Source organism: Luteimonas sp. MC1828, from assembly GCF_016461615.1.
Taxonomy (GTDB): Bacteria; Pseudomonadota; Gammaproteobacteria; order Xanthomonadales; family Xanthomonadaceae; genus Luteimonas.
The window spans coordinates 570,235-586,065 of sequence record NZ_JAEMNY010000001.1 but is presented as its reverse complement, the minus strand read 5'-3'; the positions used below and the strand labels follow the sequence as shown (position 1 = coordinate 586,065).

Here is a 15,831-nt window from a genome sequence, read left to right as displayed (position 1 = left end):
CGCTCTCAGGGTCCGGGTGTGTCGCGGTCCGCACTCTGTGGGGATGGCGGCTCCGGATTCAAGGCATTGCCGAGCATTTCCGCGGTCGCCTGCACCACCGGGATCACCCGGTCGTAGGCCATCCGCGTCGGGCCGATGACCCCGAGCACGCCCAGTACGCGTCCCCCGGCCCCATACGGGGCGGTCACCAGCGACATGCCCGCCAGCGGCGCCAGCCCCGTCTCCTCGCCGATGAACACGCGCACGCCCGGCGCCTTCACCGTGCGTTCGAGCAACTGCAGGATTTCGCGCTTCTGGGCGAAGGCATCGAACAGCTCGCGCAGCCGTTCGACGTCGGCGAGGTCCTGCACCCCGAGCAGGCGCGCCTGCCCGGAGACCACCACGTCCTCGTCGCCCGGCACCAGCACCTGCTCGGCGATTTCGGTGGTGGCGCGCAGCAGGCCCTCCATTTCGCTGCGCGCGGCGCGCAGGTCGCTCACCAGCGTGGCGCGGATCTCGTGCAGCGGGCGGCCGGCGAAATTGGCATTGAGGTAGTTGGCCACCTGCTCGAGTTCGGCCGGGCCGTATGGGCGCCGGGTCAGCACGATGCGGTTCTGCACCTCGTGATCGGCGAAGACCACGATCGCCATCACCCGCTGGCCGTCCAGCGGCACGAAGTCGATCTGCCGGAAGGCGAACTGGCCGCGCCCCGGCACGCTGACCACGCCCACGAACCGGGTCATCGCCGACACCAGCTCCGAGGCGCTGCCGAGCAGCGACTGCGTGCCGCCTCCGGTCGCGAGCTCGCCGCGCAGGCGCGCGAGCTCCGGCTCCTGCAGCGGGCTCAGCTGCAGCAGCGAGTCGACGAACACGCGATAGCCCTGCGGGGTGGGTACGCGCCCCGCCGAAGCGTGCGGCGCCGCCAGCAGGCCGACCTCCTCGAGGTCGGCGAGGATGTTGCGGATGGTCGCCGGGCTGACATCCAGCCCGGCGTGGCGGGCCAGGGTCTGCGAACCCACGGGCTCGCCATCGCGGATGTGGCGCGCGATCAGGGTGCGCAGCAGCTGGCGTGCGCGGGCGTCGAGGGGGTCATCGCGGCGTCGGGACATCCCGGGGGTATATGTCGCCGGGCTCCGAGTCGCAAGCGCTGCGACGCGGCGATGGCAGCCTGCGGCCCCTCGCGGCACAATCGCGTCCCATGCTCAAACGCCTCTCCATCAAGGATTTCGCCGTCGTCGCCGCCACCGAGCTCGAGTTCGGGGCCGGGCTGACCGTGGTCTCGGGCGAAACCGGCGCCGGCAAGTCGCTGCTGGTCGACGCGCTCGGCTTCCTGTCGGGCCAGCGCGCCGACAGTGGCATGGTGCGCCACGCCGCGCAGCGCGCCGAGCTCGACGCCGACTTCGACCTCGCCGGCTCACCGGCCGCCCAGGCCTGGCTGCGCGAGCAGGAGTTCGATGACGGAGACGCCTGCCAGCTGCGCCGCACCCTGCGCGCCGATGGTGGGTCGCGGGCGTGGATCAACGGCCGCCCGGCCACGCTGTCGCAGCTGGCCGCGCTGGCGGGTCATCTGGTCGAGATCCATGGCCAGCACGAGCACCAGGCGCTGCTGTCGCGCGGCAGCCAACTCGCCCTGCTCGACGCGTTCGGCCGCCACGAAGCACTTCTTGCCGCGGTGGCCACGGCGGCGCGCGGCTGGTCCGCGCTGCTGCGCGAGCGCGAACAGCTGACCGCCGCCGGCGATGTCTCCGACCGCATCGACTGGCTGGGCCACCAGCTGGATGAACTCGAGCGCGAAGACCTGGATGCGGACGCCATCAGCGCGCTCGTCGCCGCGCATCGCCGCCAGGCGCATGCCACCACACTGGTCGACGCCTGCGACGTCGCCCTCGCCCGCCTCAGCGACGGCCACGGCGCGCTGCCCGCCGAACTGCACCAGCTGCGCGGCGGCCTGGCGCGGTTGCAGGACCACGAACCACGCCTGGGCGAGGTGCAGTCCATGCTGGAAGGCGCCGCCATCCAGCTCGACGAGGCAGCCGTCCTGCTCGACCGCATCCGCGCCGACCTCGATATCGACCCGGCGCAGCTCGAGGACCACGAGCGCCGCCTCGCGCGCCTGCACGACCTGGCGCGCAAGCATCGCGTGACGCCCGAAGGGCTCGCCGCGCAGCGCGACGCGCTGGCCGCCGAACATGAGGCGCTGCACGCCTCGGCGCGGCGCCTGGGCAGCCTCGGCACCGAGATCGAGGCTGCCGCGGACGGCTGGCGCAAGGCCGCCGTGGCGCTCGGCAAGGCGCGCGCGCGCGCCGGCAAGGCGCTCGCCGCCTCCACCACCGGGCTGATCGGCGAGCTGGGCATGGGTGGCGGGCGGTTCGAAGTGGCACTGGAGCCCACCGCCGGCGACGCGCCGGATGCGCAGGGCGCCGAGCGCGTCGAGTTCCTGGTGTCGGCCAATGCCGGGCAGCCGCCGCGGCCGCTGCGCAAGGTCGCGTCCGGCGGCGAGCTGTCGCGCATTTCGCTGGCCATCGAGGTCGCCGCGCTGGGCCTCGACGCGGTGCAGACCATGGTCTTCGACGAGGTCGACTCCGGCATCGGCGGCGGCGTGGCCGAGATCGTCGGCCAGAAGCTGCGCGACCTCGGCAGCCGGCGGCAGGTCCTGTGCGTGACCCACCTGCCGCAGGTCGCGGCCCAGGGCCACGCGCACTACAGCGTCAGCAAGGCCGAACGCGGTGGCGTCACTCAGAGCGCGGTGCGCCTGCTCGACGACGGCGAACGCCAGGAGGAACTCGCGCGGATGCTGGGCGGGGTGGAGGTCAGCCGCGAGGCGCGTGCGGCCGCCAGGCGGCTGCTGCGCGACGCGGCGACAGGCGGCGTGGACGTCGCCGGCTGAAGCCCGCGGTCAGCGCTTCTTGCGCACGTACAGCACCAGCGAGTGCTCTTCGAGGATGTAGCCGTGCTGCGCGGCGATCCTGCTCTGCAGCTCCTCGATCTCGGGGCTTTCGAACTCGATGATGCGGCCGGTGTCGACGTCGACCATATGGTCGTGGTGGCCGCCGCGGTCGATCTCGTAGACCGCCGTGCCGCCTTCGAAATTGTGCTTCAGGACCAGCCCTGCCGCCTCGAACTGGGTGAGCACCCGGTAGACGGTGGCCAGGCCGATCTCATCGCCGCCTTCAAGCAGGTGGCGATAGATGTCTTCGGCGGTCATGTGGTGGTGCGAGGTCTTCTGCTCGAGCAGCTGAAGGATGCGCATGCGGGGATGCGTGACCTTCAACCCGGCCTTGCGAAGCTCATGGGTTTCCATGCCTGTTCCGTTCATTGGCGATTGGGGTGCCAGCTGCCGTGGAGCCGGTCGCGGCGGCTCGTCGAGTGTATCATCGCGGGGATATCCGCCGTCCCTGGGTTCCAATGCGCAAGCTCTTCGTCCCCGTCATCGTCGCCTGCCTCGCAACCGGCTGCGGCCTCGTCTACAAACAGCCGATCTACCAGGGCAACCTGCTGAAGAGCGGCGATGTCGCGCAGCTGCAAGCCGGCATGAGCCGCCAGCAGGTGTCGGCATTGCTCGGCACGCCCTCCATCCAGGACCCGTTCCACCAGGAGCGCTGGGACTACACGGCCACGGAGCGCACCGGTCGCATCGGCGGCACCGAGGTGCACAACCTCACGCTGTGGTTCGAAGGCGACAGACTGGCGAAGTGGGAAGGCGACCAGTTCCCCGATCGCGACGATGAACTGATCAAGGACGTTCGCCGCGCGTTCGGGCCGAACCTCGCCAAGGACAAGAAGAAGCGCTGATCGCTCAGCGCGCGCGCGCGGCGCGTAGCCGCCTCGCGTCCTTGGGGTCCACCTGCAGCGGCCGCAGCAGCTCGACGCGGTCACCATCGCGCAGCGCGGTGTTGGCGGTGACACGCTCACCGAATACCGCATAGCCATCGACCGCATCCAGCGGCAGGCCGCAGGCATCGATGGCGTCCGCCACGCGCGCACCCGCGGGCAGCTCCAGCTCCACGCTGCGGTGCGTGCGAGGAAACGCGAGCACCACCTCGACGCGCATGTCAGGCGTCCGGATCGTCGGCGATGCGCACGAAATCATCGACCATGCGGTCGGCCAGCCCCTGGAAGCCGAGCTTCAGCGCCGGTGCCAGCAGGCGGCTGCGCGGCTCGAAATCCAGGCTCAGCGTGACCTTGCACGCCGACTCGTCCAGCGCATGGAATTCCCAGCGGCCTTCGAGGCGCTTGAACGGACCATCGCGCAGGTGCATGTCGATGCGGTGCGGCGGCGTGAGCAGGTTCTCGGTGGTGAACCAGGTGTGCATGCCGGCGATGCCGAGTTCGAGGCGTCCGAGCACGCGTTCCGGTGAGGACTCGAGCACTTCGGCGCCATCGCACCACGCGAACCGCGCCGGATACGCCGCGATGTCGTTGACCAGCGCGAACATCCGCGACGCGGCGTGTCCGACCAGGGCTGAGCGCTTGATGATGGGCATGGAGGCAGGCTGTCTCGCGTTTCTTTCCCGCCCCGTGCCGTGTGAGAATGACGCGATGGGCAAGACTGCTGGCAAGGATAAGGGAAAGAGCGGCACCGGGGGCACGATCGCGCTCAACAAGCGCGCGCGCCACGAGTACCACCTCGAGGACCGTTTCGAAGCCGGCATGGCGCTGCAGGGCTGGGAGCTGAAGGCGATCCGCGCCGGCCGCGCCAACATCACCGAGAGCTACGCGGTGGTGCGCAGCGGCGAGATCTTCCTGTTCGGCGCGCAGATCACGCCACTATTGCAGGCGTCCACCCACGTGGTGGCCGATGACCGCCGCACGCGCAAGCTGCTGCTGCACCGCCGCGAGATCGACATGCTGGTCGGCAAGGTCGAACGCGACGGTTACACCATCGTGCCCAGCGCGATGTACTGGAAGGGCAACAAGGTCAAGATCGAGATCTCGCTGGCAAAGGGCAAGCAGACCCACGACAAGCGCGATGCCGCCAAGGACCGTGACTGGGCGCGCGACAAGCAGCGCGTCATGCGTCGCCACAACCGCGACGCCTGACCGGCTCAGCCGACTGCCGTCTCGTCCGGCAGGGTGAAGCGGAAACGCGCGCCCTCGCCCACCCTGCCCTCCGCGGCGATGCTGCCGCCATGGCGTTCGATGATGCGCTTGACCGAGGCCAGCCCGATGCCTTCGCCCACGAACTCGTCCTGCGCGTGCAGGCGCTGGAATGGGCGAAACAGCTTGCCGGCATAAGCCTCGTCGAAGCCGACGCCGTTGTCGGCCACTTCGAACCACGTCTCGCCTGCGATGTCGATCCGGCGCAACGCGACCTGGCCACGCTCGCGGTCACGGGTGAATTTCCAGGCATTGCCAAGCAGGTTGTTGAGCAGGTTCCTGACCAGGGCACTGTCGCCCGAGGCCTGCAGCCCGGGTTCGATCTCGACATCCACCTGCCGCCGCGGCTCGTCCTGGCGCAGGTCGGCGATGATGTCGCTGGCCATCGCCGAAAGGTCCAGCGGCTCGCGCCGCAGCTCGCCGCGCGACACCCGCGACATCTTCAGCAGTGCGTCGATCAACTCGCCCATGCGCGCGGTCGCCGCGCGCACCCGCGCGAGATAGCCACGGCCGGCTTCGTCGAAGGCCCCGGCATACCGTTCGCCGAGCACACGGGTGAACCCGTCGATCGCCCGCAAGGGCGCGCGCAGGTCGTGGGAGATGGTGTACGCGAACGACTCCAGCTCCTCGTTGGCGCGGGTGAGCTCGCGCGTGCGCAGCGCCACGCGCGCCTCGAGCGTGCGGTTGAGCGCGTTGACCTGCGCCTCGGCGCGTACGCGGTCCGTGATGTCCTCCACCTGCGCCAGGCTGGCCACGTCCTGGCCCACTTCACCCGGCACCTGCGCGTAGGTCAGCAGCACGTGGCGCAACTCGCCGTCGTCGCGCCTGAGCTCGCGCGTCACGCGGTAGACGCTGCCGGTCGCCGCGCGCGAACGCTCTTCGGCGGCGTCGCCGGTGCCGCTGAACAACGATTGGAAGACGCGCCCCATGAGCTCCTCGGGCGAGGCGCGCAGGATGTCGGCCAGTGCCAGGTTGGCGTCCACCACGCGGCCATCCCGGTCCAGCAAGGCCTTGCCGATCGCCGAAAACCGCATCGCGCTGCGGAAGCGCAGCTCGCTGCGCCGGTACGATTCGCTCATCCGCGCCGCGATCTGCTGCGCGCGCGACTGCGTGCGCGCCAGCGACAGCGCCACTGCGAACAGCAGGAACGACGCCAGCATGCCGAGCACGATCGTGCCCTGCGTGCCGAGCAACGCCGACCCGCCGTTGCTCCGCGTCTGCTGGAAGTCCAGCCGCCAGCGCCGCCCGTACACCTGCTCTTCCACGCTGTGGCTCACGCCTGCGATGTCTCCATCGGGGAACAGGCCGGCGTCTGCGGGATACACCAGCGTCTCGCCGCCCTCCCCGATGTCGACGATGCGCAGGCGTGGCGTGCCGGGCGCGTCCGCCACCGCCTGCAGGACGAAGCTGTCGAGACGAAACGGCGCACACACCCAGCCGGCCAGCGCGGCGGCGCGCGCGGACGGATTGGACGGCACGATGCCCGCGCGGTACACCGGCGCATAGATCACCAGGCCGCGGCCCGCGCCCGCCTGCACCAACTGCAGCGGCGCGGTGATGCGTGCGGCGCCGCTGTCGCGCGCGGCCAGCATCGCCGCCGCGCGCGCGGGCTCGTGGAGCATGTCGAAACCGATTGTGTTGATGTTGCCGATGGTGCGCGGCTCCAGCATCACCACCGGGCCGTACTGCGCGCGCGCGCCCGGCGGATCGACCCGGAACAGCCCCAGTCCAGCTGCGCGACGCTTCAGCTGCAGCTCCTGCAGGGCCGCCGGCGACAGCGACTCGGCGTAGCAGAGCCCGAGCATGGCCGGAAACCTGCGGTCCAGCTCGAGGCCATCGGTGTAATGGCGCCACTGCTGCGGGCTTGGCGCCTGCACGGTGGCGAACAGCGACACGCCGCCCCGGGTGATCAGCTCGTAGGTCAGGAGCTGCTGGCGAAGCCGCGCCACCACCTGCTCGGCTTCGCCCGCCAGGCGCGCCTGCGCCAGCTCGCGCTCGCGCGTGCCTGCGCCGGTGGCATAGATGGCCACCAGCGCGAGAGACGCCACCAGCACCACCGCGGCGAGCAGGTAGCCGTGGCGCGATGGCAGGGCGTCGGGTGACAACAGGGCGTCATTGGCTGCCATCGGCACGAGCATACCGGCTGCGCGCAGCAGCATCCGGCTGAACGACGCTGCGCGCCCGTTCCGGAGCCGACCTTGCACCGGGCCCGCGCGACCCTATACTTGACCTGTCTCGCAGTTTCACTGCCTTCCGGCAGATGCCAGCTTTCCCGATCAATGGGGGTGCACTGGCTTCGACGGGGGTCGCGAAATCGCCTGGCGCATGCCGAGGGGGTAGCTTTCCTCGTAAATCCAGCTGCAAAACTCTAGTTGCCAACGACGACAACTACGCTCTCGCCGCTTAAGGCGTAAGCCCCGAACCCACTTGTGCCCGTGCTCGTGGATGTAGGGTCATTATCACGGAACCGGCTGCGGTGGTTGCCTGTCAACCGCGGCTTAACAAAAACAGGCTGGTCCTGGGGTGCGCTTCGCCCACTGTGCTGCCGCAGGACGAGACCCAACGGTGAGCTAAGCATGTAGTGCCGGGGATGGAGTGCCTTCGGACGGGGGTTCGATTCCCCCCACCTCCACCATCCACGAACGAACCCGACCCCACACGGTCGGGTTTTTTCGTTCTGGAGCCCGGCGCATGCACGCGTGCTCCGGGCGCTGCAACCAAGGCCTGTGCGATCCTATGCACCATGGACGCGCCTCCTTTCCAGCGTTGCCTGGCCGCATGACCACCGACTCCCTCGCGACCGGCGACGCCCGCCCGCGCGTGCTTGTCGTCGACGACGACGCCGACATCGTCGACCTGCTGTCGCGCTACCTCGGCGGCAACGGATTCGCGGTCGCCAGCGCCGCCAGCGGCGCCGACCTGCGCCAGGCCATGACCGGCACGCTGCCGGACCTGGTGCTCCTCGACCTGGGCCTGCCCGACGAGGACGGCCTGGCGCTGCTGCAGCACCTGCGCCAGCAGTGGCGAGTGCCGGTGATCGTGGTCAGCGGCCGCGGCGAAGCGGTGGAACGCGTGGTCGGGCTGGAGCTCGGCGCCGATGACTACGTCGCCAAGCCATTCGATTTCCGCGAGCTGCTGGCACGCGTGCGCTCGGTGCTGCGGCGCGCGCCCGCTGCGGCCGACCTGCGCGCACAGGCCCAGGTGGCCGCCCCGGCCCGACGCCTCGCATTCGAAGGCATGGTGCTCGACCTCGGCGCGCGCCGGCTCGCCGATGCCGAAGGCCGCGACATCCCGCTGACCACCGGCGAGTTCGACCTGTTGCGCGCCCTGCTGCGGAACCCCAACGAAGTCCGCAGCCGCGACCAGCTGATGAGCACCCTGCACGGCCGCGAGGCCGGCCCGTTCGACCGCGCCATCGACGTCGGCATCGCACGGCTGCGGCGCAAGATCGAGCGCGACCCGGCCGCGCCCGAACTGATCCGCTCGGTGCGCGGCGCCGGCTACCTGTTCGCCGCCGACGTCAGCCCGGCATGAGCGCCGGGGCTCCCATCCCGGGCCTGTTCGAGGCCGTCCCGGACGCGCTGCTCGTGGTCGACGGCGAAGGCCGCGTGGTGCGCGCAAACGCACACGCCGAAGTCCTGTTCGGACACGCGCGCGGCGCGATGGCGGGCCTCGAGATCGAAGACCTCGTGCCGGAAAGCGCGCGCGCGCGCCACCGTGTCTATCGCGACCGCTACATGGCGGCCCCGCACGTGCGGCCGATGGGCGCCACCGGGCAGACGCTGGTCGGCCTGCGCAGCGACGGCAGCCGGTTCCAGATCGAGATCGCGCTCAGCCCGCTCGACAGCGCGGAAGGCAAGCGCTTCCTCGCGTCGGTGCGCGACATCTCCGGGAGCCAGCGCGTGCAGCAGGCACTGGCCCGTGCCCGCTACGACGCAATCGCGGCGCGCATCGGCCAGCTCGCGCTGCAGGCACCGGCGGAGTCCAACCTGATCGAAGAGTTGCCGCCGCTGCTGGCGGAAGCGCTCGGCGTGGAGTCGGTGGCAATCGTCTCGGCCGCATCCGGTCAGCAGGCGGCCGCCGTGCGCGGCGCATCGGGCCCCGGCTGGCAAGCGGGCAGCACCGTGCCGAGGCCGTTCGCCGGGCAGCACCAGGAGGTCTGGATCATCGGTGACATCGCCGCCGATCCGTCCGCGGCCGGATTGTTCCCGCTGCCGCTGCCGCCCTACGGCAGCGCGGTGCTGGTGCCGGTATTCGAGCACCGCCGCGTCTCGGGCGCCCTGCTGGCGGCATCGCGCGAGCCGCGCCGCTTCGACCACGACGCCTGCCACCTGCTGCAGACGGCCGCCACCACGCTGTCCACCTATGTCCAGCAGCGCCGCGCGGAGGAGCACCTCGCGCATGCGCAGCGCCTGGACGCGATCGGCCAGCTCACCGGCGGCGTGGCACATGATTTCAACAACCTGCTCACGGTGATGTCCGGCAGCCTGCAGCTGCTTGAGCCGGAAGTCGTGAGCGCCGACGGCCAGGCGCTGCTGGCCAGCGCGCTGCGCTCGGTGGGCCGCGGCGCCGAGCTCACCGCCAAGCTGCTGGCATTCGCACGCCGGCAGCGCCTGCAGCCGAGCGCGGTCGACGTACCGCGGCTGCTGCACGACCTGGAACAGGTGCTGCGGCGCACGCTGGGCGATGCCGTGCGCCTGCGCGTGCAGGTCGAACCCCGCCTGCCGCGCGCCTACGTGGATGCCGGCCAGCTTGAAGCGGCCTTGCTCAACCTCGCGCTCAACGCGCGTGACGCGCTGGGCCGCGGCGGCGAGATCCTGTTCTCCGCGGCCGAGGAGCATGTCGCCGACGAGCAGGTTGGTGGAGCGGCCGGCGTTGAAATGCCGGCGGGCCACTATCTGCGCCTCGGCGTGCACGACACCGGCTGCGGCATGGCGCCCGACACCCTGGCGCATGCGATGGAACCGTTCTTCACCACCAAGGGCCGCGAACGCGGCAGCGGCCTGGGGCTGAGCATGGTGTACGGCTTCGCGCGCCAGAGCGGCGGCGACCTGGCCATCGACAGCGTGCCGGGGCGCGGTACCCAGGTGCGGCTCTATGTGCCGGTGGCGCAGGACGCGACCCACGATGTCGCCGCGGACACCGGTGCCGGCGACAGCGGCCAGGGCGAGGTCGTGCTGGTCGTGGAAGACGATCCCGCGGTGCGCGATATCGCGATGGCCTTCCTGCGCGGCGCCGGCTACCAGGTGCAGGCCGTGGCCAACGGCGAAGCCGCGCTGCAGGCATTGCGCGACGACCCCGCGATCGCCCTGCTCTTCAGCGACGTCATGCTTGGCCCGGGGATCGACGGCAAGGCGCTGGCGCGCGAGGCGCTGGCGCTGCGCCCGGGCCTTGCCGTGCTGCTGACGTCAGGCGACGAGGAGCACGCGGCCGACGCCGACGGTGCGCAAGGCCTGCGCCTGCTGCGCAAGCCGTGGCGGCGCGAGCATCTCGCCGAAGCGGTGCGCCGGGAACTGCAGGCACGCTGAGCACCAAGCCCGGCGCCAGACACGCGCCTAGTGACAGCGATCCTCGCCCGCCAGCACCGCACGCAATCCGGCTTCGTCGACGATGCCGATCCGCCGGCCGTCCACTGCGATCATGCCGCGCGCCTGCAGGCGCGACAGCGCGCGGGTCACGGTTTCCAGGGTGATGGCGAGGAAGTTGCCGAGCTCGGCGCGCGTCATGCGCAGTTGCAGCAGCTGCGGGTCGAGCCCCATGGCCGCGAAGCGCGCGGAGAGGTCGAGCAGGAACGCCACCACGCGCTGGTCCGCTCCAAGCGTGCCGACGGCCAGCATCCAGCGCCAGTCCCTGCGGATCTCCGCGGCGAGCATCGAGGTCAGCCGCTGCTGGATTTCGGGCATCAGGTCGTCCGGGCGCGCGCACGGCAGTTCCCACACTTCCGCCGCGTCGAGCGCCACCGCATCGCACGCGTGCGCCGGCATGTCCACTGCATCAAGCCCGAGCAGGTCGCCGCGCATGCGGAAACCGGTGATCTTTTCGCGCCCGTCCTCGCTCAGCACGCTGGTGCGGAAACATCCCGACCGCACGTAGTACAGCGACTGCCGCGGCTGGCCCGCGTGGAACAGTGCCTGACGCGCGGACAGGCGGTGCACGCGCGGCGGCCAGCGCAGCAGCAAGGCCTCCAGCGTCGGCACGACGTGCGCCTGGCGATCGGCCGACCACGCGCCGCTGACGCCGCGGCTGGGACGTTCCAAGGGACTGGACAGGGCGGGCTGGAGCATCATGTTTTCCACTGGATTGCGATGCGATGCAATCTAATGGGCCGTGTGCGCCTGACAGGCAGCCGCAGGTAACCGTTGGTAACGGTTTGTAACCGCCGCCGCGTGCGGTCAATGCGAGAGCAGCAGCGGCACGGGCGAGCCCAGCAGCAGTTCGCGGGTCACGCCTCCCATCACCCACTCGCGCAAGCGCGAATGGCCATAGCCTCCTGCCACGATCAGCTGCGCCGGCATTTCACGCGCATGCTCGAGCAGGATCGCGCTCACCGCGCGGCCGCGGGCGCTTTGCACGACCACGTTTGCCTGCACTCCGTGCCGCGCCAGGTGGGCGCCGACGTCGTCAAGCGCCAGTCCGCCTTCGGCGCCGGGGGACGGATCGATCGCGAGCACGTCGACGCGCGACGCGCCGCGCAGGAGCGGCAGGGCATCGTGCAGGGCGCGCGCGGCCTCGGCCCCCGGCCGCCACGCAACCAGGATCGCACCGCCCTCCTCCGGCGCGGTGGCGCCTGGCGGAATGACCAGCACCGGGCGTCCCGAACCGAGCAGCAGCGAGGCGACGAAGTCATGCGCAACGCTGCCTTCCACGCCGTCATTCACCGGCCCCGTGACCACCGAGAGATCTGCGTGATGCGCCATGTCGACGGACAGGCGCGGCGGCTCCGCGAACAGCGCCTCGACCAGGTGGACCGAGAACGGCACCCCGCTGTCCGCAAGTGCGGCGCGCCGGCGCTCGACGTTGGCCTGGCCCTGGGCGCGCAAACGGTCATGCACGTCGCCGATCGCGACATCGGGCATCAATCCCCATGGATTGGATGCCGGCACCGGGAGATTGACGATCTCCAGGACCGTCAACCGCGCACCGAATCGCCGGGCCAGGGCCAGCGCTGCGGAGATTGCGGCCTCGTCGCCCGGCGTGGCGGTGATGGGTACATACAGGTCCTTGGGCATGCGCGCGCTCCGGGGATCGCACCAGGTGCATCCACAACCCGTCAAACGGAGAAGGGCCGCGTTGGCGGCCCTTCTCCTTGCCACTCACGCCACGGATCGTCAGGTCCGCAGCGGCACCACGCGGATCTCGACGCGGCGATTGAGCGCGCGGCCCTGTTCGGTGGCGTTGTCGGCGATCGGCATGCTCTTGCCGAACCCGACGATCTCGAAGCGTTCGCGCTGCAGGCCCTGGCCGATGAGGTAGTTGCCCACCGCCGAGGCGCGCTGCTCGGAGATGCGCTGGTTGACCGCATCGCCGCCGATGTTGTCGGTGTGGCCGGCCACTTCAACGATCGTCTGGTTGTATTCCGCCAAGGTGCGGGCGACGTTGTTGAGCGCCGGATAGAACTGCGGCTTCAGGTTGGTCTTGTTGAAGTCGAAGGTCACGCCGTCCGGCAGGTTGAGCTTGATGACGTCGCCGTCGCGGTCGACGACGATGCCGGTACCCGCGGTCTGGCGGCGCAGCTCGGCTTCCTGGCGATCCTGGTAGACGCCTACGGCGCCGCCGGCAAGGCCACCCACGCCGGCACCAACCAGCGCGCGCTGGCGTCGTTCGGTGGCGTCGGAACCGCTCAGCAGGCCGGCGACCGCGCCGATCCCGGCGCCGATCAACGCGTTGTTGCGGGTGCGGTTCGGGTCGTTGGGATCGCTGGTCTGCCCGGTATACGTGGCGCAGCTCGAGAGGAGGACGGCACCCGCTGCCGCGGTGGCGAAGAGGATTCGGGGGGCTTTACGCATGGCGGACTCCTGGGTCGGACGGCGAGCGTCCGGGGTGGGGGAAGAATGAACGGGGCTCACGCTACCTGCGATCGCGTCCGCGCAGGGTGATGGGGCGGAGGCTATTCAGCTCTCAGATAGCCCACTGCGGTACACGCGCGGAATGCGGTCGTTCAATCCCACCAGCACTTCGTACGGAATCATGCCGGCCGCCGCCGCCACCTGCTCGACGCGCAGCTCCGCGTCGCCCTGCCGGCCGACCAGCACCACCTCGTCCTCGTTCCACGCGCTGTCGCCATCGATGTCGACCATGAACTGGTCCATGCACACCCGGCCGACGATCGGATACTCGCGTCCGCGCAGCAGCACGGTGCCACGCGACGACAACGCACGCGGATAGCCGTCGCCGTAGCCGATCGGCACGGTGACCACGCGCGTGTCCACGGCGGGCGCCCAGGTGCCGCCATAGCTGACCGTGTGGCCGGCCCGCACCACCTTGAAATAGACCACGCGCGAGACCAGCGAAAGCGCCGGCTGCACCGCCACCGTGGGCCGCGCATCCGCGCCCGGCAGCACGCCGTACAGCAGGATCCCGGGGCGCACCATGTCCAGCCGCGTCTCGGGGAAATGCAGCACGCCGCCGGAGTTCGCGATGTGGCGCGGCGGCACCGGCGCGCCGATCCGCCCGAAATGCGCGCAGGCCTCATCGAACCGCGCCAGCTGCAGCGCCGTCATCGGCGAGTCGGGTTCGTCCGAACAGGCCAGGTGCGAGTAGATCCCGGCCAACTCGATCCAGCGCGACGCCACGGCGGCCTCGATGAACGGCCCGGCGCTCCAGGCGTGCACGCCGATGCGCTCCATGCCGGTATCGATCTTCAGGTGCACCGTTGCGCGCTGGCCCAGTGATTCGGCCGCGGCTTCGACCTGGCGCAGCTTCTCCAGCGACGACACGGTGATCTCGAGGTCGTGGACCAGGTATTGCGCCACCTGCGGCCCGTAGATGCCACCGAGCACCAGGATCGGCACGGTGATGCCGGCGCGCCGCAGCGCGATGCCCTCTTCGGGGAATGCCACGCCCAGGTGCTCCACGCCCTGCGCCTGCAGGTAGCGCGCCACCTCCACCAGGCCGTGGCCATAGGCGTTGGCCTTGACGATCGCCATCACCGGCACGCCGGCGTGTGTGCGGATGGCGCGCAGGTTGCCGGCGATGCGGTCGAGGTCGACCAGGATCCGCGTCGGACGCTCGACGGCATGCAGGCTCACGGCACTACTCGAAGCTGCCCACCGAATCGTGGGCGAGGTTGTCGAAGCGCGTGTACTCGCCGAAGAACTTCAGCTTCACCGAGCCCGTCGGGCCGTTTCGCTGCTTGCCGATGATCACTTCGGCGAGGCCCTTGTCCGGCGAATTTTCCTTGTTGTAGTAGTCGTCGCGGTAAATGAAGATGATCACGTCGGCGTCCTGCTCGATGGCGCCGGACTCGCGCAGGTCGGCCATCACCGGGCGCTTGTCGGCACGCGTTTCCAGCGAGCGGTTGAGCTGCGACAGCGCCACCACCGGCACGTTGAGCTCCTTGGCCAGGCTCTTCAGCGAGCGCGAGATCTCGGAAATCTCGGTGGCGCGGTTCTCGCTGTTGCCCGGCACCGCCATGAGCTGCAGGTAGTCGATGACGATCAGCCCGAGGTCGTGCTCGCGCTTGAGGCGCCGCGCCTTGGCGCGCAACGAGTCCGGCGACAGCGCCGGGGTGTCGTCGATGAAGATCTTGGTTTCCTTGAGCAGGCGGATCGCGCTGGACACGCGGCTCCAGTCCTCGTCCTCGAGCAGGCCCGTGCGCAGGCGGGTGGCGTTGACGCGGCCTACGGACGAGATCAGGCGCAACGCCAGCTGGCTGGCCGACATTTCCATGGAGAACACCGCGACCGCCTTCTTGGTCTTCATGGCGGCGTACTCGGCCATGTTGAGCGCTAGCGTGGTCTTGCCCATCGCCGGGCGCGCGGCCAGGATCAGCAGGTCGGTGGGCTGCAGGCCGGCGGTCATCTCGTCGAAATCGACGTAGCCGGTCGGCAGGCCGGTGATCCCGCCGCCGTTGGCGTAGCGGGTCTGCAGCACGTCGAAGGCTTCGGCCATGGCCTTGTTGACCGGCGTGAAGTCGGTGCGGCCGCGGTTGCCGGCCTCGGCAATTGCGAACACCTCCTGCTCGGCCTTGGCCAGCAGCTCGGAGCTCTCGCGGCCACCCGGCTGGAAGCCGTCGTTGACGATGCCGGTGCCGACTTCGATCAGCTGCCGCAGGACCGCCTTGTCGCGCACGATCTCGGCGTAGGCGACGATGTTGGCGGCCGATGGCGTGGTGCTGGCCAGTTCGACGAGATACGCGCCACCCGCCACCATCTCCGACTGCCCCTGCGACTCGAACCACTCGCCCAGGGTTACCGCGTCGTAGGGACGGTTGCGCTCGGCGAGCTCCTTGATGGCGCGGAAGATCAGCTGGTGGTCGCGGCGGTAGAAATCCGTCTGGTCGAGCTGGTCGCCAACGCGGTCGTAGGCTTCAGGCGAGAGCATCAGGCCGCCCAGCACCGCCTGCTCGGCCTCGACCGACTGCGGCGGGATGCGCAGCTGTTCGATCCGGGCATCGCCACGCCCCTGGAAGGCGGGGCCTTCGTGCTGGAAGCCCGGTCGTGCGCTCATCGGTATCAGGACTCCCCTGGTGGGGCCGTCGCCGCGGCCCTTTCTTCTTTGTCGGATTGCCATCGTAGCCCCCGTCGCCGGAAAGCG

General features: G+C 70.2%; 15 protein-coding genes and 1 other RNA gene. 6 read left to right on the top strand and 10 right to left on the bottom strand.

Going from position 1 to position 15,831, the window contains the following annotated elements; translation table 11 throughout:
• Positions 1-5: 5 nt before the first annotated feature.
• Positions 6-1,088 (bottom strand): heat-inducible transcriptional repressor HrcA, encoded by a 1,083-nt coding sequence (gene hrcA / locus JHB91_RS02800; RefSeq protein ID WP_199372690.1) that lies wholly within the window; start codon positions 1,086-1,088, stop codon positions 6-8.
• Positions 1,089-1,177: 89 nt separating this feature from the next.
• Here hrcA and recN point away from each other — a divergent pair, with 89 nt between their 5' ends.
• A complete protein-coding gene (gene recN, locus JHB91_RS02795; RefSeq protein WP_199471303.1) occupies positions 1,178-2,866 on the top strand; it encodes a DNA repair protein RecN in 1,689 nt (562 codons plus the stop codon).
• Positions 2,867-2,875: 9 nt separating this feature from the next.
• Here the strand turns inward: recN and fur are convergent, their stop codons facing one another.
• Positions 2,876-3,280, bottom strand: coding sequence for a ferric iron uptake transcriptional regulator (gene fur / locus JHB91_RS02790; RefSeq protein ID WP_199471302.1), 405 nt, complete (start codon positions 3,278-3,280; stop codon positions 2,876-2,878).
• Positions 3,281-3,384: 104 nt separating this feature from the next.
• Here fur and bamE point away from each other — a divergent pair, with 104 nt between their 5' ends.
• Positions 3,385-3,771: an outer membrane protein assembly factor BamE gene (gene bamE / locus JHB91_RS02785; protein WP_199372693.1), complete on the top strand. Its 387-nt coding sequence runs from the start codon at positions 3,385-3,387 to the stop codon at positions 3,769-3,771.
• A gap of 4 nt (positions 3,772-3,775) precedes the next feature.
• Here the strand turns inward: bamE and JHB91_RS02780 are convergent, their stop codons facing one another.
• Both JHB91_RS02780 and JHB91_RS02775 read right to left on the bottom strand, forming a co-directional pair.
• Positions 3,776-4,030 (bottom strand): RnfH family protein, encoded by a 255-nt coding sequence (locus tag JHB91_RS02780; protein ID WP_199471301.1) that lies wholly within the window; start codon positions 4,028-4,030, stop codon positions 3,776-3,778.
• A 1-nt stretch (position 4,031) separates the two neighbouring features.
• The gene (locus JHB91_RS02775; protein ID WP_199471299.1) at positions 4,032-4,463 is read right to left on the bottom strand and encodes a type II toxin-antitoxin system RatA family toxin; all 432 of its coding nucleotides are present in this window, start codon (positions 4,461-4,463) and stop codon (positions 4,032-4,034) included.
• Between the two features lie 55 nt (positions 4,464-4,518).
• Here JHB91_RS02775 and smpB point away from each other — a divergent pair, with 55 nt between their 5' ends.
• Positions 4,519-5,019, top strand: a complete 501-nt coding sequence (gene smpB / locus JHB91_RS02770) for an SsrA-binding protein SmpB (RefSeq protein ID WP_199372696.1) — start codon at positions 4,519-4,521, stop codon at positions 5,017-5,019.
• Between the two features lie 5 nt (positions 5,020-5,024).
• On the opposite strand, the gene JHB91_RS02765 is transcribed toward smpB, so the two are convergent.
• Positions 5,025-7,202 (bottom strand): CHASE domain-containing protein, encoded by a 2,178-nt coding sequence (locus JHB91_RS02765; protein WP_199471298.1) that lies wholly within the window; start codon positions 7,200-7,202, stop codon positions 5,025-5,027.
• A gap of 155 nt (positions 7,203-7,357) precedes the next feature.
• On the opposite strand from JHB91_RS02765, the gene ssrA reads away from it, so the two are divergent.
• From ssrA to JHB91_RS02750, 3 genes are all read left to right on the top strand, one after another.
• Positions 7,358-7,711: a transfer-messenger RNA gene (gene ssrA, locus JHB91_RS02760) on the top strand.
• Positions 7,712-7,854: 143 nt separating this feature from the next.
• Entirely contained in the window at positions 7,855-8,610 is a 756-nt protein-coding gene (locus JHB91_RS02755; RefSeq protein ID WP_199471297.1) for a response regulator transcription factor, read from the top strand.
• Positions 8,607-10,604, top strand: a complete 1,998-nt coding sequence (locus JHB91_RS02750) for an ATP-binding protein (RefSeq protein ID WP_199471296.1) — start codon at positions 8,607-8,609, stop codon at positions 10,602-10,604. Before JHB91_RS02755 ends, JHB91_RS02750 begins: the two co-directional genes overlap by 4 nt.
• A 27-nt stretch (positions 10,605-10,631) precedes the next feature.
• On the opposite strand, the gene JHB91_RS02745 is transcribed toward JHB91_RS02750, so the two are convergent.
• From JHB91_RS02745 to JHB91_RS02725, 5 genes are all read right to left on the bottom strand, one after another.
• Complete coding sequence (locus JHB91_RS02745; protein ID WP_199372700.1) at positions 10,632-11,360, bottom strand: helix-turn-helix domain-containing protein; 729 nt, start codon at positions 11,358-11,360, stop codon at positions 10,632-10,634.
• Positions 11,361-11,468: 108 nt separating this feature from the next.
• Positions 11,469-12,305 carry a universal stress protein gene (locus tag JHB91_RS02740; protein WP_199372701.1) on the bottom strand — a complete coding sequence of 279 codons (837 nt, stop codon included), beginning with the start codon at positions 12,303-12,305 and terminating at the stop codon, positions 11,469-11,471.
• A gap of 99 nt (positions 12,306-12,404) precedes the next feature.
• Positions 12,405-13,082: an OmpA family protein gene (locus tag JHB91_RS02735; RefSeq protein ID WP_199372702.1), complete on the bottom strand. Its 678-nt coding sequence runs from the start codon at positions 13,080-13,082 to the stop codon at positions 12,405-12,407.
• A gap of 105 nt (positions 13,083-13,187) precedes the next feature.
• On the bottom strand, positions 13,188-14,324 hold the full coding sequence (gene alr / locus JHB91_RS02730) for an alanine racemase (RefSeq protein WP_199471294.1): 1,137 nt from the start codon (positions 14,322-14,324) through the stop codon (positions 13,188-13,190).
• Positions 14,325-14,328: 4 nt separating this feature from the next.
• Positions 14,329-15,744, bottom strand: a complete 1,416-nt coding sequence (locus JHB91_RS02725; protein WP_199471293.1) for a replicative DNA helicase — start codon at positions 15,742-15,744, stop codon at positions 14,329-14,331.
• Between the last annotated feature and the right edge of the window lie 87 nt (positions 15,745-15,831).

Excerpts from the sequence above, each read along its gene's own strand:
- recN (WP_199471303.1), top strand. The coding sequence starts at position 1,178 with ATGCTCAAACGCCTCTCCATCAAGGATTTCGCCGTCGTCGCCGCCACC.
- JHB91_RS02740 (WP_199372701.1), bottom strand. The coding sequence starts at position 12,305 with ATGCCCAAGGACCTGTATGTACCCATCACCGCCACGCCGGGCGACGAG.
- JHB91_RS02745 (WP_199372700.1), bottom strand. The coding sequence starts at position 11,360 with ATGCTCCAGCCCGCCCTGTCCAGTCCCTTGGAACGTCCCAGCCGCGGC.
- JHB91_RS02780 (WP_199471301.1), bottom strand. The coding sequence starts at position 4,030 with ATGCGCGTCGAGGTGGTGCTCGCGTTTCCTCGCACGCACCGCAGCGTG.
- JHB91_RS02750 (WP_199471296.1), top strand. The coding sequence starts at position 8,607 with ATGAGCGCCGGGGCTCCCATCCCGGGCCTGTTCGAGGCCGTCCCGGAC.
- JHB91_RS02765 (WP_199471298.1), bottom strand. The coding sequence starts at position 7,202 with ATGGCAGCCAATGACGCCCTGTTGTCACCCGACGCCCTGCCATCGCGC.
- JHB91_RS02755 (WP_199471297.1), top strand. The coding sequence starts at position 7,855 with ATGACCACCGACTCCCTCGCGACCGGCGACGCCCGCCCGCGCGTGCTT.
- JHB91_RS02725 (WP_199471293.1), bottom strand. The coding sequence starts at position 15,744 with ATGAGCGCACGACCGGGCTTCCAGCACGAAGGCCCCGCCTTCCAGGGG.
- JHB91_RS02735 (WP_199372702.1), bottom strand. The coding sequence starts at position 13,082 with ATGCGTAAAGCCCCCCGAATCCTCTTCGCCACCGCGGCAGCGGGTGCC.
- smpB (WP_199372696.1), top strand. The coding sequence starts at position 4,519 with ATGGGCAAGACTGCTGGCAAGGATAAGGGAAAGAGCGGCACCGGGGGC.
- bamE (WP_199372693.1), top strand. The coding sequence starts at position 3,385 with ATGCGCAAGCTCTTCGTCCCCGTCATCGTCGCCTGCCTCGCAACCGGC.
- JHB91_RS02775 (WP_199471299.1), bottom strand. The coding sequence starts at position 4,463 with ATGCCCATCATCAAGCGCTCAGCCCTGGTCGGACACGCCGCGTCGCGG.
- fur (WP_199471302.1), bottom strand. The coding sequence starts at position 3,280 with ATGGAAACCCATGAGCTTCGCAAGGCCGGGTTGAAGGTCACGCATCCC.
- hrcA (WP_199372690.1), bottom strand. The coding sequence starts at position 1,088 with ATGTCCCGACGCCGCGATGACCCCCTCGACGCCCGCGCACGCCAGCTG.